Raw genomic sequence first — 24,462 nt, 5'->3', positions numbered from 1 at the left:
TCAGTTCGGATGTCGGATTCATGGGCAACATGCCTCCTAATTGCACAAAAAATGGCGTTACAGGGTCTTATCCCTGTAGCGCCATTTGCCTTTTGCGGTCCACTGCGGCTTGCGTCAGCTGATTATCGGCAAGCGAAAGCTGCACGTCTTAATCCCACGGACACCGTCCGCCTTTGTGCAGTCCGGCTTGAATGGACCCCCTTCACCGCAGTGCCCACGCCGCCTGCACGATGACGGCTGCTTCGGCGCGCGACAGCTTCGCTTGCGGGCGAAGCTGGTTCGCGCTGCCCTTCACGATGCCCGCCGCAACAAGCGCGGCTGCGCTTTCCTTGGCATAGCCAGCCACGCTGCCCGCATCGGCGAACGCTTCGAGCGAACCGCCCGCTGACAGCGGCTTGCCTGCCGCCTTCAAGGCGAGCGCGGTCATGGTCATCATGTCTTGGCGGGTAATGGCTTGCTCGGGCAGGAACTGATTCTGGCCGGTGCCGGACGTGATGCCGAGCGCCCGTGCGGTGGAGACCGCTTCATAGTAATAATCGGATGGCTTTACGTCGGCGAACGGTGTATTCGCCTGCTTGTCTGATTCCAGCTCCAGTGCGCGAACAAGCTGCGCGACGAAATCGGCACGAGTGATGGCGTTTGCGGGCGCGAAAGCCCCATTTGTGATACCGCTCACGATGCCGCGGGCCGCCAACGCTTCGACCGCGTCCTTCGCCCATGGCGCGGCTTGCAGATCGCCGAACGTCTTTGCCGAGTAGGCGACCGCGTACGTGCTGAAGTGCGTCGTGCGGAATTGAACCGTTCCGCTGGCCGCATCGTAACGGCTGTTCGAGACTGGCTCGATTGGACCGTTCTCCGATATGTACCAGACGACGATTCGATCCGGATGTTGGCGTTCCTCCGCCGTAGGCACGTACGGGACCGCGATCTCGACCGGAGCGGCTGGGTTGTTCCAGGCAAGCGTCTTATCGCCTGCCGCGAGCTCGAGCGAGATGACTGGACGCTTCCCGATCTGTTCGCGGGCCGCATCGGATATGCCTGCCGCGAGGGTGCTGGCGCCGATCCGAAGCGTAACCAGCTCGGCACCGCCTACATTCGCGCTGGCAAGCATACCCGCCGTCAGGGAGACTGCTCCAGCTTCGGTACGTACGGTAATCGCGTAATCCTTCTCGCTGCTGAGGAACGAAGCGGGCAGCTGCACGACATACCCGGCCGCGTTCGGCTGCGCCGGCAGCTCGATGACCACCTGCTTATGTCCTTGCGCGTCCGCCGGTGCCTGCTGCAACGCTTCGCTCAGGCTATTAGCGTTCAAGACCGCCATCGCCCGTCCATCCTTCACCTGCACGGACGGAGTGACGACGATTTGTCCGTTCTTCGTCTCGATCTTCGTACCCGCCGGCGGTGATGAAGCGGCCGAGCTGCCGCCCGAAGGCGACGGCGTGTTCGTCTTCGTCAGGCGGAGGCCGCCGAGCTTGGACGTGTTCATGTAGGATGAGCCGGAAGGGTCGGCCCAGTTAGCTACGCTGTCCCGGTCGCCGTCGCCGTCTTCGTCGTTGTTCACCTGGAAGTCGAAGCCGACGAGAGCGCCGTCCGCCGGCGTAATCGTATCGAGGGCGATCGCGGTCTCGATGACGTAGCCGCCTTCGATCGTCTTGGTCGCCGAGACGTAATTGTCCTGCGACGCATGGCCGCCGACCGTCTTGACGTTCTTGTAGTTAATCCGGTATTGCCCGTCGTCATCCTCGTAGGACTCGGTCTTGCCATTGTTCTGGTCCACGAACAGCTCGACGGAATCCTGCTCATAGGCGTTCGCGCTCGCGTCGGACAGCTTGGCGTCCGTCACGACCGCGTAGACGTATAGATTGTCGGCGTCCCACATCGTGCGGAATTTCGCCGTGGAGCCGCTTGCGCCTTCGACCCAGATTCCGGTGGCCAGTTCGGCGGCGTTATTCCATGCCGCATCCATGACGCCGTCTACCTGAGGCGTGCCGAAGATGGATTCGGCGACCTTCGGCGCGGCGGCGAGCGTCAGCTTGCCGTACCCGGCCGCATCCGCGTCCTGCGCGCTGCGCGGGTCGCTCCAGGAGACGATGGCGCCGTTGCGCCCCTGCTCGGAGCCGTCGTTGACGCCGCTGTCCGAGACGCGCACGTCGAAGGCGAGTTGGCTGCCGATCGCCGCGCCAGGTGGAATCGGGAGCGCCGCATAGGCGGTATAGCCGCCGGCGCCTTCCGTCGCTCCTTGACCGCCGCGAACGATCTTCACCGTCTGCGTGCCGTTGTTCTGGAGGAACAGCTCAACGCTGTCATCCGCCGCGATGGATGCGTCCTTCACGAATACCTTCGCGTATAGTTTCGTCTCGTCCCAGAGTACTTTCACGTCGGCGCTCAAGGTACCGACCTCTTCCGTCTTCAGGGCCGGCACGAGCTGCCATGCCGGATCTGCTGCGCCCTGAACCGGCGTCCCTTGGACGACGGAGCCGAGCTTGCCCACGACGGGCAGCTTAGTCGGATCGACCATACCCCAGTAAGCGGGCTTCGCCTGCAGCCGCGTGCTGAACGGGAACGGCGCGTCTTGTCTGGTGATCGGACGGTTCGTCAACCACGTATGGTCGTCGGCGACGCCCCAGATCGTGACGTTGCTGATCCAGCCGCCGGGATTTTGCGCCGTGCGGCCTTCGTCGTCGAGCTTGCGCAGTGCGTCGAACAGCTCCTTGTACCGGTAGCCTTGCTTATTCAACAGATTGTCCGGCACGGTCGTATACGCGTCGGTGTTGTTCGTATACACCGAGACGTCGAGTTCCGTAAGTTGATTATCGAAGCCGGCCTGGCCGAATTTGCGGATCGAATCCGAGATTTGCTGAATCGACGGACCGGTAATGTTGATGTGCGTCTGGTGGCCGACGCCGTCGATCGGCACGCCGTCTGATTTCAGCCGGGTGACCAGATCGAACAGGAAATCCCGCTTCTTCGGATTATGCGTGCTGTAGTCGTTGATATAGAGCTTGGCGTTCTTCGCATTCGCGATCGCGGCTGCCGAGGCATCCGGCTTGAAGTCCTGCAGATGGTCGAGGACGTAGCGCGTGCGCGTGAACGCGGTTCGGATGAAATCATCACCCGTAATGCGGTACCACTGGCTGTCCCGCATGCCGTCCGGCCGGCCTTCGTCGATGACTTCGTTCACGACATCGTACGCTTTGGCGACGTCGGCATAACGGGGAACGACGATGTCGATGTAATCCGAGAGCCGCTTAAGCGCTGTCGCTTTGTTCGCTTCACTAGGCTCGAAATATTGCCCTTGCGCGTCCTTCAGCATCCATTCCGCCCCTTGCTGGTGCCAGAGCAGGGTATGGAAGCGAAGCGTCAAGCCGTGATCCCGCGCGAAGTTCGCAATATTGTCCGCCGTAGCGAAATTCCACGTCGCGCTGTCCCCATTCTTGCTGATCGAGTCGGGCTTCATGGAGTTCTCGGCGACGATGGAATTATAGTGCAGCAGCAGCAGCTCCTCGTGCGCCCCCTCGAGCTGGGCGGGTTCGACCGCCGCGCCGATCTCGAAGTAGTCGTCATAGACCGTCTTCAGCTGCGGGATATCCGTCTGCACCGGAAGCGGGCCTTCGACGGCGCCAAGAAAGTCCAACTTGAAGTCGTCGATGTAGAATGAACGCGGGCTGCCGTAATCGTTGGCGACTTCCACATACGCGTTCAGGACGGACGGCGTGTTCGGCAGCGTGAAGTCGCCGCTCAGCTGAACCCATGCGCCGTCGGTCACAGTCGTGTTGGCCGATACGTTCGTGAACGTATTGTCGCCGTGCTGCACGCTGATGCGTATGACGGTCGCTTCTTGTCCAGACGCCATTTTGGCCCAGGCGGACAAACGGTACTTGCCGTTCTTCTGCATCTTGCCGAGCACGTTCAGCAGAGGCCCTTGGTATTGCCCGGAAGCTGCCGTAAGCAGTGACTTCGATCCGCCTGCCGTATGGTTGTCGGCCGCCGAGACTTCGATCGGGTCAGCGCCGTTGCGCGCGACCCAGCCTTGAAGGCCATTCGTCTCGAAGTCGGCCGACAAGCCGGATTGGTCGCCGCCGCCCGGCTGCTCGCCGCCCGAGTCCGGCGTCACGTCTACGATCAGCACTTCGTCGATATACAGATCGGCGCTCGAAGTCGTGCCGTCGCCGGCTTCGACCCAGATGAGCGCTTCCTTCGTGCCGCTCGGCATCTCGAAGTCTTTCTTCTCGAACGTCGTCCACGCATCTGCGGTCACCGGCTGGTTGCCGACGATCCACGGGTACTTGTTATCCAGCTTCGGCGAGTCGATCTTGGAGCCGATGTGGTACGTGCCCGTGCCGTCTCCATGTCTGACCTTAAGTGAGATGTCGTACACATGGTCGGATAAGAGAATGCCCGTTAGATTCAAGCTCGGCTTGCTGTCGCTGGATTCCCGTTTGGTGAATTTCAAGGCATGCGTGCCGTCGCTAGCCTGATCGGTCGTCACGACCGCGTCCCCAGCCTTGCCCCATGCCAGCTTCGTCCAGCCGCCGGCCGCGCCGTCCTCGAAATCCTGCCGCAGAACGACCGTACCGATCTCGGCCGCTTCCGCCTTCGCGGGCGACCAGCCCCCGGGCAGAAGCAGGGCGGCGGCCAAGAGCAGCGACGCCGCCTTGTTGATGCTGCTGCGCATTTGCGTAACCCCCTTCGTTAAGTGAAGTAAAGCGCTTTCATCATAACGTTTCGGCGGTTTGGCAAGCACTTGAGGAAGTAAAGAACGTACTGTAGGAATTAAAGGAAGTCGATGAAACCGCGGTTGTAGTGCGCGGAGTACGAGAAATGGTACCTTAGCGGACGCCTCTTCTGTTGCGTGTTCCACCGATCGAAGTATGGGCGGAATCCACGCGGTCGAAGATGAGAACAACGATTTCCAGTCAATACGACAAAACATAACCTTGAGATGGACGAGGTATCCATGCTCCGGACAGCAGAAGCGCAGAGTATAATATTTCTCTATCTTTGCTATAGAAAAAACGGCATTGTTCGCCCCACTTTATTCCAATACGATGAGTGCATGGAAGGCAAACATGGACAGCGCGTAATGCGGTCTGTTCGGATATCCGGAGAGGGGAATGAACGATGGCTTTTGTAACTGTTGCACAAGAGAATGGGGCACCCGTAGATCTTTATTATGAGGATCAAGGAACCGGGAAGCCGGTCGTGCTGATTCACGGCTGGCCGTTAAGCGGGCGTTCGTGGGAGGCGCAAGTGCCGGCATTGGTCGAGGCGGGTTATCGCGTCATCACGTACGACCGTCGCGGCTTCGGCAAGTCGTCCCAACCATGGGACGGTTATGATTACGATACGTTTGCTGCCGATCTCGACAGACTGCTTGCGCATTTGAACCTGCAGGACGTCACGCTGGTCGGCTTCTCGATGGGCGGAGGCGAAGTGGCCCGTTATATTGGCACTTATGGCAGCAAGCGGGTGGCGAAGGCGGTATTGGCGGCCGCGGTTCCACCGTTTTTCTATAAGTCGGACGCGCATCCGGAAGGCGGACTGGACGAAGCGACGATTCAGGCGTTCCAAGACGGCATCAAATCCGACCGGATCGCGTTCCTGGACAACTTCACGACGAATTTCTTCGCCGTTCGCGGCCGGACGGACTTGGTTAGCGAGGCGTTCCGGGCCTATACGCGCGATATTGCGGCTTTGGCATCCCCGAAAGGCACGTTGGATTGCGTCTCCGCCTTCGGACGGACCGACTTCCGCGAAGATCTGGCTAAGTTCGATCTGCCGACGCTCATCATTCATAGCGATGCCGATGCTATCGTCCCGATCGAGGTGAGCGGCCAACGCGCGCATGAGCTGATTCCGGGCAGCTCGCTTGTCGTCATCAAAGATGCTCCGCACGGGCTGAATGCGACGCACGCCAAGGAATTCAATGCCGCATTGATTGATTTCCTGAACAGCTAAACCGATATACGGGGGACTTCCTCGAATTCAAATAGGGCTTTGCACGATGATCATTCATCTGCGGAGCCCTTTTGGTTGTGATGCGATGATAGGTTCATGCTGATCTATTTCGCGTGGAGCGTGCCTCAACCCTCAACCTTCAACCCTCAACCCTCAAGCTTGAGGAGTACGCCCCGTTCTCATGTGCAAGCTTGACGGCTTCCGCCCGATGGCGTTAGTCGGGGTACTCTTCTGGTCGGGACTATTCTACTTGTTCTTCAGATGCAAAGTCGCGACGACCAGGGGAAACTCTGCCGTTCGCAGTCTCTCTGGTCATTGAATCATTCCAGGAAATGGGTTAAGCTATGTTCTGTACGGTTTCGTACAGAAAGGGGCGGGATCATGCCGAAGGTCATCGTGACCGAAGAGCAGTGGATTCGATTAGGGATGAAGCGGTTCGCGAATAACGGCGTAGACGGGCTGGTCATCGAGCGAATGGCGTCGGAGCTGGGCTGCAGCAAAAGCAGCTTCTACTGGTATTTCAACGACCGAAGCGAGTTTATTGCCAAGATCGTGGATCACTGGGCTCATGTAACGACCCAGCAAGTGATGCGCAAGGCAGACGGTGCCGAGCAATCCTTGGAGCGGCTGATCGCGCTGCTGACGCAGATGTTTTCCGTGACCCGAGTGGGGGACTTTCTATTTTACTTGCGTAAATTGGGCCGGGAGAATCCGTATTATGACGAGGTGCTCGAACAGATCGAGCGAACAAGAATGGACTACGCGCGGCAGCTTCTGATTCAAGCGGGCATGGATCCCGAGACGGCCGGACATAAGTCCAGCCTCCTCTACCACTATTACTTGGGGTGGTATGAGCGGCACAAGGATCAATCAATCGGTGAAGAAGAACCGCATCGTCATGTCGATCTGCTGCGACGTCAATTATTGGGGATATAGGGGGGAGAGACGATGGTCCATCTTGTCACTTGGATCGTAGGGAGCATTCTCATTCTGCTAAGCGGCGTTCATCTCTATTGGATGGCCGGCGGGAAGAAAGGGACGATCGCGGTGGTGCCGAGCAAGGGCAGGAAGCCGCTCTTTCGGCCGACGATGGCCGCTACGGGGGCGGTGGCTCTTTCATTGGCGGCAGCGGGCTGGTTTGCGCTGGCGCTTGGGGGGGCCGCGGGACGTTTGCCTTTGTCCGAATCGTTCTACTCTTACGGGGGCTGGGCGTTATCGGCGATCTTCCTAATCAGAGCCGTCGGCGACTTTCGCTGGGTCGGTTTCTTCAAGAAGCATAAAGGAACGGTATTCGCCAAATGGGATTCCGCGCTATATTCGCCGTTGTGCGTTTTTTTAGGCGTCTGTTTGGTGATTATGACGTTACATTAAACGGCAGCAGCCGCTCATGTGTCCGCATGAGCGGCTGCTTTTTGTCATCGGTAATAAGCTTACCGCGCTTGACTCTTCTTCGTCATAATCAGGAGCATCCCCCAACCAAAATACACCGCCATGACGGCCAGACAGGTATAAACCGACAGCGTGATCGAGGTCGGCGCCCAGACGAGAATGAAGGACCAAGGCAACCCCCCGAGCAGGAGCTGCGGCAGTGCGATGACGCCTGTTAGTCCGGTTGCCGCGAGAATGATATGCAAGATGAGCAGCAGTACCCGTTTCCCGGATCGAGAGGCCCACCTGCGCTGCTTGCGCTTGCCCGCAAGATTTCTCACAAGCTTCAGGAGCAGTGCCAGCAAGACGATTCCGGTACCGGTCATCACCATCCAAACCACGGTAACGAATTGGTCCAGCTTCTGGTAGGGATCGAAGTGGTTCGTGTCCGCAGGCCAGCCTTGCCACAGCGCCATCAGACCTTCGCCGATTGCCGTCGTCGCGGTCGTCCGCATATTGGCCATCACCGCGATGCCGATGCCTTGCTCGGGCTGCATGATGATGTAGGACGAGAACGTCGGGTTTTCTCCCGCATGCAAGACAAAGGCGCGTCCGTTCTTTTGCTCAATGCTCCATCCGTATGCATAGGTTGAGTTTGCAGCAAACGGCTTCACGCTCTTATCCGGGATATGCGAAGCGGCGATGAGACGCGGATCGATCGGGCGGCCCGGCGCGGTCCCGAGCTGAACATTCAACCATTTCGCGATATCGTTCGCATTGCTGATCAGATAGCCTGCCGGCGTGTTCCCCCGGTAGACAGGTGGCGTATAGGCGATCGCCCGCGTTAAACCGATCTTGTACCCGCTAGCCATGCCAACCGATTGCGCTGGCTGTCCGACCATAGACGCATCCATGCCGATGGGGGTTAGAATGAATTGCTGGATATAGTCTTCGTACGGCTTCTTCGTAACGGTCTCCAGCACGAGTCCGAGCACATCGTAATTGATGGTCGCATATTCGTAGGCGCTTCCCGGCATTCGATGAAGAGGCCGCTCTGCCAGCGTCTTGACGGTACGGACAAGCGCATCGTTCGCCCGGCTTGGCGGGATGCGCGCGATTGTATTCGAAGCGATCCCGCTAGTATGATGCAGCAGCTGACGCAGCGTGACGGGCTGGCTCTTGCCCTGGTAGGTTAAGATTAACCACGGGATATAGGTGCGGACGTCGTCGTCTAATCGCAATCGTCCTTGTTTCTCAAGCTGAAGGATGGCCAGCGCCGTAAAGGCTTTCGTATTGGAGCCGAGCTCGAATAGCGTATTGGCGGTTACGGGGATGCGGCGCTTTAGATCAGCGTAACCGAAGCCTCTCTGATAGACGATGCGGTCTTTCTCGACGACGACGACGGCTAGCCCGGGAATTTTGCCTTTCAGGCGCTGCTCCTCCACGAACGCTTCCATTTTTCGCAGCGTGTCCTGAGTTTGGGCAATGGCTGGCTTAGGCAGGAGGAGGCACGCGAGAAGTAAACACGCGATGAAGTAGAGCGCGGATTTTGGGCAGAATGTCATACGGTAACGAAACTCCTTTCCTTCCGTGAACGCGAATGGCAGGCTTATTGTGCCCGCTTGTTTAAACGTAACGTCCCTGGAAGTTGGCTGCCATCGATTATCGTGACGAAAACGAGCCGCAGCATGACATTATTGTCATGTTGGCGGGATTTGATAAAAAATGATCTGTTCAGCGCGACCCGCTTTGGTAAAATGAACTCCATTGAAGGTATCCCAGAAAGTGGATTCCGAGGCGTGGAGGTAGATGATGAATAAGCCCATGAAGCCGATGACGGAAGGTTACAAGCCCACTTCGCTGCCCCTGGCGCTCAAGGTCATAGCAGGCGGATTGCGCCATAAGGAGCAGTTCCCATCCTATGGAACGGTAATGGAAGGAGAACGAACGATGACCGCACATTTGGATCACCAAAAACCGAACCTCATTCACAACGTCCGCGATGTCAGACAAGCCGCCGAGTGGTACCGGGATAATCTCGGCTTCGAGATCGGCCCTCATGAGTTCGGTTCCTTCGCCGAAATGCTGCTTGGCGGACAGTACATGTTCCACCTTACGCCGGCCCGTGGTGCGGTGACGCCTCATCCTTCCCCTGTGTTCTCTTTCGCCTCGTTGGACATCGAGATGACCCATCGGATGCTGCAGGAGCGGGGCGTTGCGGTCGATCCGATCCGATGGTTCCCGGATTACTCGTCCTTCGCGTTCAGGGACTTGGACGGCAACGCCGTCTTGGTCAGCCAGAGCTTCGAGATTCGGATGAGAGATGTGGAGTCGATCCATCTGGTCGGCTACAGACTAACGCTGCCGGAAGTGGCGGACCGAATTGCGCTTATCCAAGAGGCAGCTCAAGCGCTTCGGGCAAGGGCAGGCGAGATCGCCGGCGCGCTCGATCCGTTCTTCATGATCGGCGCTCATCTCCCCGGTCAAGCAGATTATTGGGTGGGCTTGCAGGTCAGCACGTCCGCGAATATTCCGGCAGGCATGGAAGCGGTTACCCTGCCTGGCCGGCGCTACGCTGTGAAGTGGCACTATGGCTTGCGCTCCGGTGTCCAAGCGACCTATCAACGCATGCATGAGCTGCTGGAGCAAGCCGGAATGACGCCAGACCCGCAGGCTTGGCGGATCGAGATGACGCGCAATTGGGGCAGCAAGGCGGAGGATGAGGAGCTCGAGATGGATCTGTATTTGGCGGTCGAGACCTAGACTGATTCGTCCAACACCCTCGACTCTATTCTTCTTGCGAATCGACGAAATAAGCAATCCCCCGCCGGCATGTGCCGGCGGGGGATTGCTGGTTAATTCGGATATTCGCTTAATTAGCGGGCAGCGTGTTGACCGTGACCGATGGTCCGTCTGCCGACCAATTGCCGGACCGATCGCGCGCTTCGATTTTGAACGTGTAGACGGTGCCGGGCTGCAGTCCTTCGATCCCTTTCGTCCGCGTATTGACGTCCATCTCGCTCACCACGGTCGAACCGTTCATGATCCGGTAGCCGGTCACGTTCTCGTCATCCTCGGCCTCCGTCCGGACGGGAAGCCGTACCGATGACCGTCAGGCCGGCGTGCTTCGCCAATTGCGTCGCGATCGAGCCGACGCCGTTTGCGGCGGGCGCATGCGCTGCTTGAGACGGGGAGGACGATCGGCAAGGTCGTGCTGGAAGGATTCGAATAACGGATACCGATCAAAGGAAGAAGCCGTCGCTGCGAGCGACGGCTTCTTCTTGGCTTGATGCGGGGATTCCCGAAAGTATCGCTGCAAGCGCGTCAACCGATTACAGCAGCTCCGACAAATGAACGGACGGCTCGTACGGGACCAGCGGTCGCCCGCTCCGTAGCCGCGCCACGAAATCCGGATTCGCCAGCAGCGGACGGCCGAACGCGGCCACATCGATCGTGCCGGCGCGAATCGCATCGGCGGCCGTGTTCATGGTCAGCCCGCCAACGCCGATGATGGCTCCATCCCACCGCTGCCGCGCGAGCTCATGCAGTGTTAATCCGCTTGTCATCGGCTGCGCAAACGCATTCGTCGAGGGATGAATGACGCGCAAGCCGGCTTCGCGGAAGACGTCAAGGAGTGCTTCGATCTCCGCTTCTGGCTCTACCCAGCGGAAGCTTGGCTGATCGTCCTTCAACTCGGAGAAGCGAACGATGACGCGCTCCATCCCGATCGCTTCGCCCACGGCTTCGAGGACGTCCTTCATCAGCCGCAGCCGATTGCTCCTGCTGCCGCCATAGCGGTCGCTGCGAAGATTCGTGGCCGTCGAAGCGTATTGATCGATCAAATAACCGTGCGCGCCATGGATCTCGACGCCATCGAAGCCGGCTTCAATCGCGTACCTCGCCGCCAGCTTATAGTCCCGGACCGCCTCCCGGATTTCGTCCGCCGTCATGGCGCTTGGCATTGCGAAGGGCTTGCGCAGACGATGCACAAGCCCTTCCGCTTGGATGGCAGACGGAGCTTGGGGCGCATGGCCGCCGATTAGGTCTGGATGAGTCAGCCTGCCGACATGCCACAGCTGCGCTACGATTGTGCCGCCCTCGGCATGCACCGCTTCCGTTACGCCGCGCCAGGAGCAAGCTTGCTCCTTCGTGTATAAGCCGGGCACGCCGAAGGTGCCTTTGCCTAGCGGCGATGGTGTAATGCCTTCGGTAATGATTAAGCCGATTCCGTCTGCGGCCCGCCTTCTATAGTAAGCGGCGACCTTCTCGTCGACCGTCCCCGCCTCATTGTCCGCGAATCCGCGCGTCATCGGCGCCATCGCGATTCGCGTGCGGAGATGCCAAGCGCCGACGCGCACCGGCTGCAATAGCTCATGATTCGTCATATAGCGTCACTCCCTTTGGTTCATTCCTTTCTTGACTTGTATTTTATATAATAATAACGGCTTAACCCATGGCAGAATCCTGGTTTTGACGGGGGTTGGCTTTCAAAATAATCGTAATTGGTCGGAATGACCGTGAAAATAAAGGAGGCCGCGTGATGGATGAATTGGACAAACATATTTTGCTCGTTCTACAGGAGCAGGGACGCATCTCGATGACGGATCTCGGTAAGGCCGTGTCCTTATCCCAGCCGGCTGTGACGGAACGGGTGCGGCGCATGGAAGAGAAGGGCGTTATCGATCACTACCGCGCCGTCGTCGCGCCGGAGAAGATCGGCAAGCCGATTGCCGCGTTCATCCTGTTCTATACCAAGGGCTGCGACAGATTCGTGGAGTACTGCAAGGTGGCGCGCGACGTGGTGGAACTGCATCGCATTAGCGGGCACCAGTACAATTTTCTCGTCAAAGTCGTCACGGAATCGCTCCAGACGCTGGAGTTTGCGATCAACGAGCTTGGCGTTTTCGGCGATTCGACCACGCTGATCGTGCTGTCCTCGCCGATCAAGCAGGACCCGTTAATTCCATAAGAGTTACCCATTCTTAAGCCGCGTGCCTATTAATCTACCTATTTATGCGATGGACCATAACACTTCGCGCTTCCTTTCATATGCTTTATTATCCCGCTTGGAAGGAAGTGTTGATAGATGGCGATAGGTATTAAGTACTCTACGGGTCCGGTAGAGAACGCGATCGGATTCGCAGACGTACCGGGCATCTCCCGGACTGTATTTGCCAAGGTGTTGAATAACGGGTCGAAGCGGACGAGGGTCACGATTAATCTATACCGGCTGAACGGAAAGAAGACGCTGATTAGTTCGCAGACGCTGACGTTAAATCCGAAATCGTCTTCGTTAGCCGAACTGTTCGTGGCCAATTTGCTGCAATTCGAGGTGCAGTTTATCGTCCGCAGCCAGAACGTTCTGGTATCCGCTTGGGGGAAAAACAAGAAGGGCGCACCGGTCGCGGTTCACCGCTTCACGCAGCAGGAAATGACCAAATCGTATATCAGCTTGTAACAATAGTTCGATCAGGAAGGGAAGTACTCGCGGCGCGCGAACAGGATGTCGGGCGGGGATCGTTCCTTGGCTGGTCTTCCTGGTGTTCTGTCATGTACAACGGTTATCGCCGCACGGCAAGAAGCTCGCGACCTCGATATCGAGATCGCGAGCTTCTTTCAGCTTCAGTTCGCTTTTTCACCTAGGGACGCTGCACGTGGTTCTTGTTCCGCGCCGCGCGGAGCCGGCGTCCCGAGGATGCCGCCCGCTCGGAAGACGAGGAGCGAGAGGGCTAGGCACGCCGCGGCGAAAAGACCGATCGACGGATAACCGCCCAGTTGGACGTAGATCAGGCCGGCCAGCCACGCGCCGAGCGTGTTGGCCCCGTTCATCGTCGCGTTCGCCAAGCTTGAGATCGTGCCCCGAATCGAGGCGTTCAGCGATGTAAGGGCACCCATGATCAGCGGGAAGAGAATGCCGAGCGTCGCGAAGATCACCATGTAGAGCGCCGTCGCGGCCGTCAGATTCGTAAGCCGAGGCGTCGCGGCATAGAGGAGGAGGACAAGCGTCATCCCGCCCATGACGGCGCGGACGTTGCCGAGCTTGCGCGCCGCGAAGCCGCTGATCAAGCTGCCGGCGAACGTGCCGAAGCCAAGCGCCATCATCACCGCGCCGATCTGGCTGATGGACAAGGCGAAGTCGTCGGCCAACCACTTGCCGGCGAATGCAAGCGCTGCGCCGCTCCCCAGATGCAAGAGCAGGTAAGCCAGGAAGCCGGTTCGGGCTTTGCGATCCGCCAGGAGCGGAGCGTAACGGCGCAGAATCGCGGATTGCCCGCGCCGGGCGTCCTTCGGCTTCATCTCCGGCAGCCAAACATAAGCGAGCGCGGCGAGCAGCAGCGAAGCGGCGCCGACGACCCAGAAGGGTACCGGCCAATCGACGGCGGCCAGCCAGCTGCCGATCGGAACGCCGAGCGCCTGCGCGGCGGCAAGGCCGCCGAAGGCGACGCCCATCGCGCCGGATATCCGGCTGGGGGGCAGCACGGCCGGGATCGCGGCCCATACCTGCGGTGCGGTGAAGGCGGCGCTTATGCCGGCGAGCAGGCGGAACAGGCACATCGTCCAGAAGTCGTTCGCGAACCCGCACAGCGCCGTGGAGACGGAGAAGGCGAGCAGCCCGCACAGCAGCACGGTTCGGCGGTTCCAACCGTCGGACAAGGGGCCTGCGATGAGCGCGAATACCGCCGAGCCGAGCGTATAAGCACCGAGCATCCATCCGGCCTGAGCGGTCGATACGCCGAATTCCGTCTGAAGCGTAGGCAGCAGCGGCGAGATCAGGAACGTGTCGGTGCCGATCATGAACATGATCAGGAAGAACAGGACAAGGTATTTGCGCATAGAGATCACTCCTAGAACGTCGGAATTGCTTGCGGTCTTATCGTAGCGTACAATGGTGACAGTTTCTGGCATGGTTGCGAAAGTCGCGAAAGGAGTTGTTCTTATCCGCTATGCCCAAGTCGAAGCGACTCATGGAATTGATGATGACCGTCAACCGCAAGCGAAGGTTCAAAGTGCGGGAGCTGGCCGATGAATTCGGCGTTTCGACCCGTACGATTCTCCGGGATCTGCAAGAACTTAGCGAGCTTGGGGTCCCGCTCTATTCAGAGGCTGGTCCGCATGGAGGGTATCAGGTAGTGCGGGAGCGTGTGCTGCCGCCAATCGCATTCACCGAGGAAGAAGCCGTGGCGATGTTTTTCGCCGTACACGCGCTCCGCCACTACGCCTCCTTGCCGTTCGAAGCAGAGTCGGCCTCTGCGCTCGGCAAGTTCTACCGCCACATGCCCGGCGATGTCCGGGACCGGATAGACAGCATGAAGGATCGGGTCGACTTCGTGACGCCGGTGAGGCGGGGGGATGCGCCGTGCTTGGCCATTCTGCTCGATGCCGCCGTCCATCGGAAAGTGCTGCGGATCGAATACGAGACGAAGGAAGAAGGATCAGGCGAGCGCTGTATACAGCCGGTCTGCATCTATGCGAACAACGGCCTCTGGTACTGCACGGCGTATTGCTTCCTGCGCGAAGGCTTCCGCGTATTCCGGGCTGACCGGATCCGATCGGCGAGCGAGGCGGCGGACGTGAAGCCGCTCGATCTTGGCGAGATTCGGCTGAGCCGCCGGGAGCACGAGGTGCTGCACGATCCGATCCGGCTGGGCGCGAAGCTGACCCGCGCGGGCGTCCAACGCTGCGAATCCGAGCTGTGGCTATCCCCGCTCATCGAGGTGTACGAAGACGGGGGCGGGCGGATCGACCGCGACGTCTCGCGCGGCGACATCCCGTTCTACGCCGATTTCTTCATCGGGTTGGGACGGGAGGCGCTTGTGGAGGAACCGGAAGAATTGAAGGAAGCGATTCGGGAGCGACTGGCGGAGCTGCAGGCGCAATATAAGTTGTAACCGCGCTGAAGCACTCTCCCGCGCATCCAGAATCGGGCGTCTTACCCGGCTCCAGTTGTTGTAATATAATCATGGATAAGATAGAAATGGCAGTGGGAAGCACGAAGCGTGAAGCAATCATGGAGCCGTGTGGGGCGATGATTGGGGGGCATGCGGGACGGGACGAGAGGATCATTATCCTGCGGCAGGCGGCATCGGCCGGGGATGTAAGCCATCCTTATCCCTTGCGCATTGGCAGCACAACCCGACCGGGTATTGAGTATGTTCCCGGTATACCCAGCCGGTTGATAACACAAACTCGGCATCCCGGCGTTCATGCAGCGCTCCGCACATGAGGCAGAAGTAAGAATCGGTATCGACTTGCAATTGTGTTCACCACTCTTTGTGTAATAGATTCACAAAAATATAGCATGCCTTGTCGAACGCGTATATGCGCTTAAATTAGGAGTCATGTTGAATAAGTCAAGAAATTGTTACTAACGGCCTAGATTTCCACCGTTCGACCTACAGCGGGAAAGCTGGGCGTGTGCGAGGTGCTGCTATGATGAGAAAGACCCTCTTATTAGTAACGCTTATCGTGCTGGCTGCTGGTTCCGGTTGGTTTACTCCCAGGTTGAGAAGCGCCGGACGAATGAACGTCTAGAAAGTAGCGTCTATCCGGCATTTGAGCGTATTAAAAACAACCAACAGATGAATCAGGTCCGGATTTCCGATGAAGATTATTTTCATATCAAAGAAGCGCTTCGCCACCAGTATTTCAATAAAATCGAAGTTGCGAGCCACACCAAGATTAGTGAGAATAGAAGAGCGATCAATTACAGAATCGTGCTCTACAAGCAAGCCGTGAACAATGAGATTTTATATAGTGAGGCTCATCATGCAGTCGTATATCTGTTAAAAGACAACACGGGGAACTGGAGCATCGACCAAATCGACGGTTTCTAGAGCTTGAACCATGATGTGCTCCATCGATCACCGGGAGGGAGTTGGGAAAATGGCGGATGTACAAAACCGATCTGTTGCGGTAATTACCGGAGCTAGCGGAGGAATGGGCAGGGCGACGGCCGCGCTGCTCGCCGCCGAGCACGGGATGAAGGTATATCTCGTAGCGCGGAGCCGGGAGAAAGGGATGGAGGCGGTCCGTTACGTCAATGACCGCAGCGGCAGAAGCGACGCGGAGCTCATCTTGTGCGACCTGGCATCGCTAGCGAGCGTGCGAGCCGCGGCAGCGGAATTGAGCGCCGCCTGTACGCATATCGACGTGCTCGTCAACAATGCCGGCGTCGTGACGCTCAAGCGGGAGGAGACCGAAGATGGCTTCGAGCGCCAACTGGGCGTGAATCATCTCGGCCATTTCGTGTTGACCGGGCTGCTGCTGCCGCTGCTGCTGCGCGGCGAGGCCGGACGAATCGTCGTCGTCTCCTCCGGCGCGCACAAGATCGGCCGCATGAATTATGACGATCCGGACATGCGCAACCGCTATACGGTGTGGGGGGCTTACGGCCGCTCCAAGCTGGCGAATATATGGTTCGCCCAAGAGCTCGCCCGCCGTCTCGCGGGCACATCGGTCACGGTGAACGCGCTCCATCCCGGCGCGGTCTCGACCGACATCGGCGTGGATCGCCGCACGGGCTTCGGCACGGTGGTCCATCGGCTGCTGCGCCCGTTCTTCCTGACGCCGGAGCAGGGCTCGGCCACCGCGGTCTATCTGGCGACATCCGCGGACGTTCAGGGCGCAAGCGGCGGGTACTACTACAAGCAGAAGCCCGCTGCCGTCACGGCGCGGGCGAACGATGCGGAGCAAGCGCGCCGCTTCTGGGATTGGAGCGAGCAAGCGACCGGATACGTGTGGCCGGAGCTGTAATAAAGGAGTAAACCTGGTGCGAGCTACCGCCGTTGGTTTCGTCTGAACGCCGAATAACCACGATCGTACGCCGCTCAACGGATACGCGGCAATAACAAAAGCAGCAGCTCGCCGCTGCTGCTTTTTCCATTCGTACGCGCACTCGGCGCCATTCGTGCTTGTCTATGCTTAATCGACGTAGAGTCGCTCCGTATATATCGTGACGGCCTCGTCGTACGCGGGATACGAATAACCCAAGCGTCCAGCCACGGCCTTCGCATATTGTCGGAACAACGCCTGGCAAACCGTCAACGCGCGTCGCATTTCGGGATATCCGTTCCCGGAGTAGGTGGAGAGCAGCGTTTCCCAATCAGGAGGCGGAAGGTAGCGCTGGATAAACTTATAGTTCTTCCCCACGCTGAAGGCGTACCCATGCTCCGATCCGATTAGCCACGTCATCATGCGCAGCAAATTCGGCCGGACCACTTCGTGCAGATGGTCGATGGCATAGAGGATTTCTTGTCGTGTCAACCCTTTGACCACGTAGGTCGACGCCATCCAGAACTCGTTGCAGCAATCGTCGAATTCGCGCGCGGTTGGTTTTCGAATCCAATAGTGACGATCGCTAGGGACGATTGCGTTTCGGACGCGCGCATCCTTATCGAGCAGCACCTCGACCAGACCGTCGCTTTGGGCGAAATAGTCGTCCGTCTCGCCGATGGGAATCAGCGTCAAGTCCAGCTTAACGCCATCCTTGAACAGAATCAGGTAGGAGAACCAGTTGCCCAGTTCCGGCGGGAAAAGCTCCATAGCCTCGGGCTTTTGCATCATAAGCGGTTCCCCGAAATGCTGCAGCCACCGATCGGATTGCTTGAACGCCTCCAAATCGGTAACGAAATAAGAAATATCGTAATCCTGGTAGATGTCAGCCGGAATGTTCCGGTTCGTTCGCGATCCTTCCAGCGTGACGAGTCGAATGCGTTCGTCTCTCTCGGCCAAATCCAGCAGCAGCCTCAACATGTCGGTGTCGCTTCTCAATGTGTCCCTCCTCTGATCCTACCGCTCCCATCTCGCGCCGAGCGGCTATTGCTTCGCATACGTCAACGTCTCCACGAAGAACGGGTCGTTCGCCTCGTCCCAATTGGCATTCGACAAATGAATTTGGACGGAATATCCGGGGTTCGCGTAATGAGCCTCCAGGTTCATGGCGCCGACCGTGATCGCTTCTTGGATCAGCTTGAACTCGTCGTCTTTGAACGTTTGAATATATTCGCGCTGCTCTTTCGCATCCAAGTTCCATTGCACGTCGGCGGCGCTTTCGCCTTCGTTGTAGAGACGGTCCAAGTACGACTTATCCTTGGCATATGCGGTCATAGACGCTTGGAAATCCGAGGCGTGTTCCATGAAGGCAACTTGCATCTCAACGAGCTTGCCATCAACGAATGTAAAATCGTAATACCCTTCGCGTCCTTGCGGCTGCGCCAGCCTGTGGTACTCGACAATGTACCCTTCTTCCGTCTGACGCTCTTCCGAGGGCGCAGTCTTGATGCGCTTCTTCAGCTCGCCAACCGTCATGCCGAAGCGAGCCCGGAAGAACTGGTCGGCAAGGAAGGTGCTGCCGAATTGGACAAGTCCCGCCTCCCGGTCGTAGACAACCGGAACTTTGGCCGTCTCCTGCGCGAAGCGGAGCGGAACGTAGACGGTGCCGCCGACCGCTCGCGAAGGCGCGGATAGCTTGATGGCCTTCCCGTTAACGGTTGCCGAGCGGCTTCCGGCGGCGAAGACGATTTTGGTGCCGGGCTTGGCCAGCACGTACAGCTTGGCTTTCGCGTCATAAGCGGCCGTATAGCCTAGGCGGGCGAACAGCGGCTTGTACGGTAGGTAGACGCCAGACTTGTCTACCATAGGCTTGAGTTCCGATGATGGGATGAGCGCCCCGTTGATGTACACGCTCGTGGACGTCAACGAGGCTGCGGAGACGGGCATTGCGGGGACCAGTGGTGCGGCGCTGGCCGTGATGGCGATGGCGAGCAGCGCGGCGAATAAGGTTCGTTTCATTGCTGGCAACCTCCGAATCTCGTTTTTGGTGTAACGAAGACTAGTAATATTATACAATGCTGGGCGGTTGCAGTCAGCGGACTTCCGCATCGATCGGCGAGATGCGGGGACTATTTTTTCGGTGGCGGCGCCTGGTTCTTCGCGAACGTGGTTCGCTTCTTCGGCAGAATTTATCCATATGGTCCAACGCATGTCCAACGCTCCGATTGCCAAAAATAGTGGAACTTTCTCCAAAATCCATTGCCTTACGCCCGCCAGACGCCCATGGTATTCTGTAAGCGCGGATCGGGCGTCATGTCAAGGCCGCCAGTGCCGCACTTCAACTTGTAAGGGGTTACAACCCTGTGAAAAAAGGACGAGATTCGACCGAAGCCGAACTCGTCCTTTCCTGTTACGCCTGAGCCGGACCCCAGATCCGGTACCGTCCGCTTAACATTAGCAAACTAAAGAAATACAGACAGTTGTCGTAATAACGCCGGTCTCCCTCGCGCATCGGCGTTTCCCAGAATAGCCGGACCGCGGCGCGGGCGTACGCGGAATCCGGCGCAGCAAGCGCCGCCGCGGCGTTCGTCGCCAGCAGGCCGACGGGGTGGAGCGACTTCTCCTCGAACGGCTCCCCCGCGATCGTATATCGGCGGTAGTCGTCCGGCGCCTTGTCCGCGAAGAACGCGAGAATCCGCTCGGCGATCGCGGCGTGGCGCGGGTCGCCGCCGAACCATTCGGCGTCAAGGCCCAAGTTGGCCGCCACCCGGTAGGCGTCGCTGAAGAAGTGGCCGTAGCCGCGCTCGTCGTTCGGCGTGCCGTCGTAATGCGCGTATTCCGGGGCCAGCCCGGTGACGGGGTGGCAGGCGAGCGGCAAGTAGTCTCGGCTTGCGACCGTCGCTTCCCGCCAGAAGTCGCGATCCTCCGGCTCCGCCCACTCGGCGAACAGCTCGTAGAAGTGCGGCAGGTGGTAGGACGGATCGGTAAACTCGCAGTTCGGCACGAATTTGATCAGCTTGTTGGCCGGATTCCACATCGGATACCCGTCGCCGTTCTCACCCTTATGAATGCACGCATGCAGCAGCTTGCGCGCCTGGCGGCTGTAATCCATCGGCGACTCATCGCCGTCGCCCCAGCGGTGGGATGCGAAGAGAAGCGCCAGCGCGAAGTACTCCTCGCCATCCGGCGCCGGACCGTTCGAATTGCGCGAGCCGTCCGGCAGGCACGACCACGCGAAGTAACCGGCGTTCGGACCGTCTTCTAAGTACATGTACGCCATCGTCCAGCGCCAGATGCGGTCGAATACGTCCTGCCGGTCCATCTGAACGGCCATCATCATCCCATACGACATCCCCTCGGTGCGCACATCCAGATTGCCGGTATCGAGCAGATAGCCCATCCCGCCTTCGGCTTCGTAATAGATCCGGGTTTCGGGCGAATCCCCGAACAGTGTTTCCCAGCAAGCTTCGAGGCGGGCGTCGACCGCATCCGCGGCGTACCCGTATTCTTGCAGCAAATTCCGGTATTGGCCGGTCGCATAGGCCCCTCGTCTCATCGTCGTCGACACGTTGATCTCTCCCTCCCGGAGCCCTCAAGCTCCGGCTTATCTTGGAATCACCGTTAGCTTACCGCCGCCAAGGATGAGGACGTAATGGAAGAAGTATAGAACGTGCTGTGCTATCTTTAGAATTTTAAGCGCTTACATGTGAAGGAGGCGTCGTGATGAGAAAAGTATTGCTGGTCGATGATGAAATTTTCGTGCGCAAAGGGCTCCGAGAGCTGATTCCGTGGGAAGCGTTCGGCTACGAGATCGTCGCGGAGGCGGAAGACGGCGAAGAGGCTGCCCAGCTCATCGAGCGGCACGGGCCGGATCTCGTGCTGACGGATATCCGTATGCCGGTTATGGACGGTCTGTCTTTGATCGAGTCCGTCAAGGAAGGCGGCGGGCGCGCACCGGAGTTCATCATCTTAAGCGGTTACAACGAATTCTCGTATGCTCAGCGGGCGATGCGCTTCGGCGTGCAGGATTTCATTCTGAAGCCGATCGATGACGGGGAGCTGTCGGATACGCTGACGCGGATGAACCGCAGGCTCGCGCGGCGGGACGAAGAGGGCGGCCGGCAGCGCACGGCGGATGCGGTGCTGAACGAGCTGCTGTTCGAAGGCGTGGATGGTACGCTGCCCGCCGATCTGGAGGCGGTGCTGCGGCTCGGGTCGGGACCATGCTGCTACGGCATCGCCGAACGCAATGGCTGCGGGGAGAGCGCGGAGGCGGAGGCGCAGTCGCTGCGGCAGTGGAAGCGCGCCATCGGCGAAGCGCTCATGCGTCTTGGCGGCGGTGCGCCGATCCTGCACGACCTGAGTCCCTATACGTTCGGCTTCTTGCTGACGCCGAATCATCTATCCGATTCCGGCGCTGCCGAGCTGGAGCGTCTCGGCGCGAGATTGCTGCACCGGGCAGGGGGCGAGGAAGGCGGCTTCCTCCGCCTGTACGTTGGCCCGGTCGTCGACCGGCCGGCCGAGCTGAAGCGCTCCTATGAAGCGGCGCGGGATGCGATGAACGCGAAGTTCGCCTTGGACGACCGCCAGGTGCTGACCGCCGGCATGGCGGCGCAAGCCGGACTTGCTTACCGCGACTTGGAGGCGGACGTCTATGCCGCTCTGCAGGAAGGCGTGGAGGAGAACGACATTCCGCTGCTCTCGGGGCTGGTCGCCCGGATCGGCGCGGATTTCAAGCGGCAGGCGTTCACGACCGACGCGGTGATGGCATCGCTGTCCAAGTGCGTCATGCGCGTGCTCGACACGCTGCGGCGGATGGACGAGGAGCAGGAGCCCGAGCTCGCTTCGCTCGCGCCGCTCGTGCAGTGGAACCAGGCGCCGAAGACGCTGAGCATGCTGCTCAAGAAGCTGGAGAACTTCCTGATCGAGAGCGCGGCCTGCATGGAGCAGCAGCGCAAGCGGAAGACGAGCGGCAGCATCCATCGGGTTCGGCAGTATATCGAGGCGCATTACAACGAGGAGATTACGCTGAAGGGCATGGCCAAGCGCTTCTTCATCAACCCCGTCTACTTGGGCCAGCTGTTCAAGAATACGTACGGCGTCTATTTCAACGATTTCCTGCTTCAGCTGCGCATCGGCGAAGCGAAGCGGCTGCTGCGGCAGACCGATCGCAAAATTTACGAAATCGCCGAACTCGTCGGCTTCAGCAGCTCGGAGTATTTCATCAAGCAATTCGAGAAGGTGGAGGCGTGCTCGCCGACGGAATACAAGCAGGCGAGGACGTCATGAGACAACGATTGCGAATGCTGCTGAACTTGAACAACGTCCGGCTGCGGAACAAGATGCTGCTCATGTACGTGCTCTCGGTTTTCATCCCGGTCGTGGCGACGAACGTCGTCTTCTACGCGATTACGACCGGCAACATTCGCCATCAGAAAATGAACGATATCTCGATGGCCGTCAAGCAAATTCGCGACGAGCTGCAAGGCAGTATCAACGCCGCGGCCGGTATTTCGACGGTGCTGTACAACGACACGCTGCTGTGGGAATACGTCAGCCAGCGGTACGACGAACCGGCGGATTACGTCGAGCATTACAACAGCTACGTCAGCCTTATGCTGGAGAAGTACAGTCCGCTCTATGAGACGATCCAAGCGATCACGATCTACACGGACAACGATTCGATCGTCTACGGCGGCCGCGTCCAGCCGATCGACGATTGGGTTCGCCGGCAGTCGTGGTATCCGCTGGTCAGCATCGCTTCGCCATCGGACGTCATCGCGCTGGAGCTGGCGCCGGAGACGCCGGGCGGACAGAAGACGATCAGTCTTCTGCGGCGCATTCGCGGGTCGGAGGAAGGCGTGCGGCGTCCGATCCTGCTGCGCATCGATTTTCACCCTGCGCTGACGGAGGACGTGTTCAAGAACGCGACGCTTACCGGCACGCTCTATCTCTCCAAGGGCAAGCGGCTGCTGTACTCGACCGACCCTGGAGCAGACAAGGAGAGCGGCGTATGGAAGACCGATGCCGAACAGGAGCGGGGCATGCTGCTGTTCAGGGAGTCGTTCTCGGCGTCTTATCTGGCGGGTTGGCAGGTGACCGGGGCGTTCCGGGAGGAGGACGTGCTCGCCGACGTGCGCGAGTCGCGCCAATTCCTGTTCTATTTCGCGCTGGTCAATCTGCTCGTGCCGACGCTCATCATTATTTGGTTCAACCGCTCGATGAACACGCGTCTTGTCCGCATCTTGAAGCAGATGAAGCGGGTGAAGAACCAGACGTTCGAGCCGATCACCGAGCCGGAGACGCGCGACGAGATCGGGCAGCTGACCGAGGCGTTCAACCAGATGACGCTGCAAATCCGCCGCTTGATCAACGACGTCTATATCGCGGACATTCAGAAGAAGGAACTGGAGCTCGGGCGCAACCAAGCGCAGCTGAACGCGCTGCAAAGCCAGATCAATCCGCATTTCCTGTTCAATGCCTTGGAGACGATCCGCATGCGCAGCCTGATCAAGCAGGAGCAGGAGACGGCGCACATTATTCATAACATGGCCAAAATTTTCCGCCGATCGCTCGCCTGGGGCAAGGATTGGGTCAGCGTCCGGGAGGAGATCGATCTGGTTGCCTGCTTTCTCCAAATCCAGCAGTATCGCTTCGAGGACAAGTTGCGCTACGAGATCGAAGTCGACCCGGCCGCCGAGAGCGCGCTCATGCCGAAGATGACGCTCCAGCCGCTCGTCGAGAACGCGAGCATCCACGGGATCGAAGCGGTGAAGCGCGCGGGCCTCATCCGCGTCATCGTCCGGCGCACGCCGGAAGGACTGTTATGCTCGGTCGCGGACAACGGCGGCGGCATCGAGCCGGAGCGGCTGCGGACCTTGATGGACGAGCTGGCCGGCGGCGAGGAAATGGGCGAGCATATCGGAATTGCGAACGTGTACTACCGGTTGAAGCTCAATTACGGCGACCGGGCGGATTTCCGCATTCGCAGCGAGCTTGGCATCGGGACGACCGTGGACATTTTGCTGCGCGATGCGATTGCGCAAGAGACCCGAAGCGCCATGTAATGCGTGACTCAAACGCTTTTTAAACGACGATCTATGCCGACTCTATCCGTGGTCGAGATCAGAACCGCGATTGAGATCAAGAACCTGATGGAGATCAGAACCATGATCTATGTCGCGATCAAGAACCTGATGGAGATCAGAACCTTGATCTAGGTCGCGATCAAGAACCTGATGGAGATCAGAACCTTGATCTATATCGCGATCAAGAACCTGATGGAGATCAGAACCATGATCTATGTCGCGATCAAGAACCTGATGGAGATCAGAACCTTGATCTATATCGCGATCAAGAACCTGA

At 58.9% G+C, this 24,462-nt stretch carries 19 protein-coding genes; 11 read left to right on the top strand and 8 right to left on the bottom strand.

Annotated elements, in window-relative coordinates; genetic code table 11:
- Positions 1 to 202: 202 nt before the first annotated feature.
- Positions 203 to 4,675 (bottom strand): endo-1,4-beta-xylanase, encoded by a 4,473-nt coding sequence (locus ACFFSY_RS23135; RefSeq protein WP_377498542.1) that lies wholly within the window; start codon positions 4,673 to 4,675, stop codon positions 203 to 205.
- 446 nt (positions 4,676 to 5,121) lie between these two features.
- Between ACFFSY_RS23135 and ACFFSY_RS23130 the strand changes: the two genes are divergently transcribed.
- The 3 genes from ACFFSY_RS23130 (at position 5,122) to ACFFSY_RS23120 (ending at position 7,329) form a co-directional block, all read left to right on the top strand.
- Positions 5,122 to 5,958 carry an alpha/beta fold hydrolase gene (locus ACFFSY_RS23130; protein WP_377498540.1) on the top strand — a complete coding sequence of 279 codons (837 nt, stop codon included), beginning with the start codon at positions 5,122 to 5,124 and terminating at the stop codon, positions 5,956 to 5,958.
- 381 nt (positions 5,959 to 6,339) lie between these two features.
- Positions 6,340 to 6,894 carry a TetR/AcrR family transcriptional regulator gene (locus ACFFSY_RS23125; protein WP_377498538.1) on the top strand — a complete coding sequence of 185 codons (555 nt, stop codon included), beginning with the start codon at positions 6,340 to 6,342 and terminating at the stop codon, positions 6,892 to 6,894.
- A 12-nt stretch (positions 6,895 to 6,906) separates the two neighbouring features.
- Entirely contained in the window at positions 6,907 to 7,329 is a 423-nt protein-coding gene (locus ACFFSY_RS23120; RefSeq protein ID WP_377498536.1) for a DUF3995 domain-containing protein, read from the top strand.
- A gap of 59 nt (positions 7,330 to 7,388) precedes the next feature.
- On the opposite strand, the gene ACFFSY_RS23115 is transcribed toward ACFFSY_RS23120, so the two are convergent.
- Positions 7,389 to 8,783, bottom strand: a complete 1,395-nt coding sequence (locus tag ACFFSY_RS23115; RefSeq protein WP_377498535.1) for a serine hydrolase domain-containing protein — start codon at positions 8,781 to 8,783, stop codon at positions 7,389 to 7,391.
- Positions 8,784 to 9,135: 352 nt separating this feature from the next.
- Here ACFFSY_RS23115 and ACFFSY_RS23110 point away from each other — a divergent pair, with 352 nt between their 5' ends.
- A complete protein-coding gene (locus tag ACFFSY_RS23110; RefSeq protein ID WP_377498533.1) occupies positions 9,136 to 10,089 on the top strand; it encodes a GyrI-like domain-containing protein in 954 nt (317 codons plus the stop codon).
- 109 nt (positions 10,090 to 10,198) lie between these two features.
- On the opposite strand, the gene ACFFSY_RS23105 is transcribed toward ACFFSY_RS23110, so the two are convergent.
- A complete protein-coding gene (locus tag ACFFSY_RS23105; RefSeq protein ID WP_377498531.1) occupies positions 10,199 to 10,387 on the bottom strand; it encodes a fibronectin type III domain-containing protein in 189 nt (62 codons plus the stop codon).
- A 271-nt stretch (positions 10,388 to 10,658) separates the two neighbouring features.
- Complete coding sequence (locus tag ACFFSY_RS23100) at positions 10,659 to 11,711, bottom strand: oxidoreductase (RefSeq protein ID WP_377498529.1); 1,053 nt, start codon at positions 11,709 to 11,711, stop codon at positions 10,659 to 10,661.
- 155 nt (positions 11,712 to 11,866) lie between these two features.
- Between ACFFSY_RS23100 and ACFFSY_RS23095 the strand changes: the two genes are divergently transcribed.
- Both ACFFSY_RS23095 and ACFFSY_RS23090 read left to right on the top strand, forming a co-directional pair.
- Positions 11,867 to 12,295 carry an Lrp/AsnC family transcriptional regulator gene (locus tag ACFFSY_RS23095; RefSeq protein WP_377498527.1) on the top strand — a complete coding sequence of 143 codons (429 nt, stop codon included), beginning with the start codon at positions 11,867 to 11,869 and terminating at the stop codon, positions 12,293 to 12,295.
- Positions 12,296 to 12,412: 117 nt separating this feature from the next.
- Positions 12,413 to 12,784, top strand: coding sequence for a hypothetical protein (locus ACFFSY_RS23090; protein ID WP_377498525.1), 372 nt, complete (start codon positions 12,413 to 12,415; stop codon positions 12,782 to 12,784).
- Positions 12,785 to 12,948: 164 nt separating this feature from the next.
- On the opposite strand, the gene ACFFSY_RS23085 is transcribed toward ACFFSY_RS23090, so the two are convergent.
- Positions 12,949 to 14,160, bottom strand: a complete 1,212-nt coding sequence (locus ACFFSY_RS23085) for an MFS transporter (protein ID WP_377498523.1) — start codon at positions 14,158 to 14,160, stop codon at positions 12,949 to 12,951.
- Between the two features lie 110 nt (positions 14,161 to 14,270).
- Between ACFFSY_RS23085 and ACFFSY_RS23080 the strand changes: the two genes are divergently transcribed.
- From ACFFSY_RS23080 to ACFFSY_RS23070, 3 genes are all read left to right on the top strand, one after another.
- Positions 14,271 to 15,215: a helix-turn-helix transcriptional regulator gene (locus ACFFSY_RS23080; protein ID WP_377498521.1), complete on the top strand. Its 945-nt coding sequence runs from the start codon at positions 14,271 to 14,273 to the stop codon at positions 15,213 to 15,215.
- Positions 15,216 to 15,812: 597 nt separating this feature from the next.
- The gene (locus tag ACFFSY_RS23075) at positions 15,813 to 16,160 is read left to right on the top strand and encodes a hypothetical protein (RefSeq protein WP_377498519.1); all 348 of its coding nucleotides are present in this window, start codon (positions 15,813 to 15,815) and stop codon (positions 16,158 to 16,160) included.
- A 49-nt stretch (positions 16,161 to 16,209) separates the two neighbouring features.
- Complete coding sequence (locus ACFFSY_RS23070; RefSeq protein WP_377498517.1) at positions 16,210 to 17,079, top strand: SDR family oxidoreductase; 870 nt, start codon at positions 16,210 to 16,212, stop codon at positions 17,077 to 17,079.
- Between the two features lie 168 nt (positions 17,080 to 17,247).
- Here ACFFSY_RS23070 and ant(6) read toward each other — a convergent pair whose 3' ends face one another.
- The 3 genes from ant(6) to ACFFSY_RS23055 all read right to left on the bottom strand — a co-directional run bounded on the left by ant(6) (position 17,248) and on the right by ACFFSY_RS23055 (position 20,653).
- The gene (gene ant(6) / locus ACFFSY_RS23065; protein WP_377498515.1) at positions 17,248 to 18,096 is read right to left on the bottom strand and encodes an aminoglycoside 6-adenylyltransferase; all 849 of its coding nucleotides are present in this window, start codon (positions 18,094 to 18,096) and stop codon (positions 17,248 to 17,250) included.
- A 45-nt stretch (positions 18,097 to 18,141) separates the two neighbouring features.
- Positions 18,142 to 19,116 carry a copper amine oxidase N-terminal domain-containing protein gene (locus ACFFSY_RS23060; protein ID WP_377498513.1) on the bottom strand — a complete coding sequence of 325 codons (975 nt, stop codon included), beginning with the start codon at positions 19,114 to 19,116 and terminating at the stop codon, positions 18,142 to 18,144.
- 391 nt (positions 19,117 to 19,507) lie between these two features.
- Positions 19,508 to 20,653: a family 8 glycosyl hydrolase gene (locus ACFFSY_RS23055; protein WP_377498825.1), complete on the bottom strand. Its 1,146-nt coding sequence runs from the start codon at positions 20,651 to 20,653 to the stop codon at positions 19,508 to 19,510.
- 167 nt (positions 20,654 to 20,820) lie between these two features.
- Here ACFFSY_RS23055 and ACFFSY_RS23050 point away from each other — a divergent pair, with 167 nt between their 5' ends.
- Both ACFFSY_RS23050 and ACFFSY_RS23045 read left to right on the top strand, forming a co-directional pair.
- Positions 20,821 to 22,386 (top strand): response regulator transcription factor, encoded by a 1,566-nt coding sequence (locus ACFFSY_RS23050; protein WP_377498511.1) that lies wholly within the window; start codon positions 20,821 to 20,823, stop codon positions 22,384 to 22,386.
- Entirely contained in the window at positions 22,383 to 24,164 is a 1,782-nt protein-coding gene (locus ACFFSY_RS23045) for a sensor histidine kinase (protein WP_377498509.1), read from the top strand. Before ACFFSY_RS23050 ends, ACFFSY_RS23045 begins: the two co-directional genes overlap by 4 nt.
- Positions 24,165 to 24,462: the final 298 nt, after the last annotated feature.

It is taken from the genome of Paenibacillus aurantiacus (assembly GCF_042431225.1).
Classification (GTDB): domain Bacteria; phylum Bacillota; class Bacilli; order Paenibacillales; family Paenibacillaceae; genus Paenibacillus_Z; species Paenibacillus_Z aurantiacus.
Note: the sequence above shows the minus strand (reverse complement) of the source record. Positions and strands in the feature narration are given on the sequence as shown.

Bases quoted from the DNA above. Each gene is read 5' to 3' on its own strand.
- ACFFSY_RS23090 (WP_377498525.1), top strand. From the start codon at position 12,413: ATGGCGATAGGTATTAAGTACTCTACGGGTCCGGTAGAGAACGCGATC.
- ACFFSY_RS23095 (WP_377498527.1), top strand. From the start codon at position 11,867: ATGGATGAATTGGACAAACATATTTTGCTCGTTCTACAGGAGCAGGGA.
- ACFFSY_RS23135 (WP_377498542.1), bottom strand. From the start codon at position 4,675: ATGCGCAGCAGCATCAACAAGGCGGCGTCGCTGCTCTTGGCCGCCGCC.
- ACFFSY_RS23100 (WP_377498529.1), bottom strand. From the start codon at position 11,711: ATGACGAATCATGAGCTATTGCAGCCGGTGCGCGTCGGCGCTTGGCAT.
- ACFFSY_RS23125 (WP_377498538.1), top strand. From the start codon at position 6,340: ATGCCGAAGGTCATCGTGACCGAAGAGCAGTGGATTCGATTAGGGATG.
- ACFFSY_RS23050 (WP_377498511.1), top strand. From the start codon at position 20,821: ATGAGAAAAGTATTGCTGGTCGATGATGAAATTTTCGTGCGCAAAGGG.
- ACFFSY_RS23120 (WP_377498536.1), top strand. From the start codon at position 6,907: ATGGTCCATCTTGTCACTTGGATCGTAGGGAGCATTCTCATTCTGCTA.
- ACFFSY_RS23055 (WP_377498825.1), bottom strand. From the start codon at position 20,653: ATGAGACGAGGGGCCTATGCGACCGGCCAATACCGGAATTTGCTGCAA.
- ACFFSY_RS23070 (WP_377498517.1), top strand. From the start codon at position 16,210: ATGGCGGATGTACAAAACCGATCTGTTGCGGTAATTACCGGAGCTAGC.
- ACFFSY_RS23080 (WP_377498521.1), top strand. From the start codon at position 14,271: ATGCCCAAGTCGAAGCGACTCATGGAATTGATGATGACCGTCAACCGC.
- ACFFSY_RS23110 (WP_377498533.1), top strand. From the start codon at position 9,136: ATGATGAATAAGCCCATGAAGCCGATGACGGAAGGTTACAAGCCCACT.
- ACFFSY_RS23115 (WP_377498535.1), bottom strand. From the start codon at position 8,783: ATGGAAGCGTTCGTGGAGGAGCAGCGCCTGAAAGGCAAAATTCCCGGG.
- ACFFSY_RS23045 (WP_377498509.1), top strand. From the start codon at position 22,383: ATGAGACAACGATTGCGAATGCTGCTGAACTTGAACAACGTCCGGCTG.
- ACFFSY_RS23060 (WP_377498513.1), bottom strand. From the start codon at position 19,116: ATGAAACGAACCTTATTCGCCGCGCTGCTCGCCATCGCCATCACGGCC.
- ACFFSY_RS23085 (WP_377498523.1), bottom strand. From the start codon at position 14,160: ATGCGCAAATACCTTGTCCTGTTCTTCCTGATCATGTTCATGATCGGC.
- ACFFSY_RS23130 (WP_377498540.1), top strand. From the start codon at position 5,122: ATGGCTTTTGTAACTGTTGCACAAGAGAATGGGGCACCCGTAGATCTT.